Genomic DNA, 1,066 nt, shown 5'->3' with positions numbered 1-1,066 from the left:
TTCTCGCGGTTGCCGGCGTAGGTCAGCTTGTCGAGGTTGACCACGGGTTCGTCGGAGCCCGCCAGCCAGTCCAGCACGAAATTGCTGCCGATGAAACCGGCCCCGCCGGTCACGAGTAACGTCATTTCTTTATTATCCAGTCGGTGCAAGGTTAGTTAGTACTGGACCGGCGCGTGCACTAGCCGGCATTATCTTAGTCGATGAGGGATGAACAACTCAGGGCCCATATCAGTGTGGTTCGGTTGGAACTCATTGACCTCAAGTTCAACGCACAGTCGGTCATCAAGACTTCTTGCTTGTTTTTGCCGATGAGGCCCTCCCGTATGTAGATGCGGCGAACCTGGCAAGGACCGTGACCTTGCCCCCCAATTTCGGAGTTCATAGCTCTGCCCGGAGAATGTCGGGAGAGGAGAGAGCAGATGAACGAGAGACGCAATCGGGGCAAGTACACCCTGGAGTTCAAGCAGGAGGCCGTCAGGCAGGTCAAGGCCGGTCGCGCGGCGTCGGTGATGGCCAATACGTTGGGAATGCCCAGCGCGAGTCTGACCAACTGGGTGCGGGCCGATGCCAAGGGCCAGCTGGGGATGACGCGGACGGCAAGCATGCCGTGACGGTCACGCCCGAGCAGGCTGAGATCGCCAGGCTGCGGGCGCAGGTGGCGCGCTTGATGATGGAGCGTGACAGCGCAAAAAAGCCGCGGCGCACTTGCGCAGGACGTTCTGCAAAAACGCCTGGATCCGGTCGATGAGGGGCCGCGGGCCGATCACGCTCATGTGCGAAGTCCTGGAAGTCAGCCCCAGCGCGTATTTCAGCTGGGAGGCTACCAGCCGCCGGCCAGGCCCCAGGCGCAACGTCAGCGATGAAGCGTTGCTGGCGCATATCTGGGCCATTCACGAGCAACTGCGTGGCGAATACGGCTGGCCACGCATGCACAAGCTCTGAGGTTGCCCTCGAATTTCGGAGTTCATAGCTCAGTCCCGGAGAATGCCGGGAAAGGAGATGAGAGATGGACGAAGGAAGAAGCCGAGGGAAGTACACCCTGGAGTTCAAGCAGGAGGCGGTCAGG

General features: G+C 60.3%; 1 protein-coding gene and 1 pseudogene. One reads left to right on the top strand and one right to left on the bottom strand.

The window, feature by feature from the left end; translation table 11 throughout:
- Window positions 1–125 (bottom strand): NAD-dependent epimerase/dehydratase family protein (locus IM725_RS19985; RefSeq protein WP_193782341.1); only part of this gene is annotated, 125 nt, incomplete at its 3' end.
- A gap of 294 nt (window positions 126–419) precedes the next feature.
- Here IM725_RS19985 and IM725_RS20820 point away from each other — a divergent pair.
- Window positions 420–936, top strand: a pseudogene (locus tag IM725_RS20820) (transposase); the annotation flags it as partial.
- Window positions 937–1,066: the final 130 nt, after the last annotated feature.

The sequence above is a fragment of the Ramlibacter aquaticus genome (assembly GCF_015159745.1).
Lineage (GTDB): Bacteria > Pseudomonadota > Gammaproteobacteria > Burkholderiales > Burkholderiaceae_C > Ramlibacter > Ramlibacter aquaticus.
This window is presented reverse-complemented; position numbering and strand designations above follow the sequence as displayed.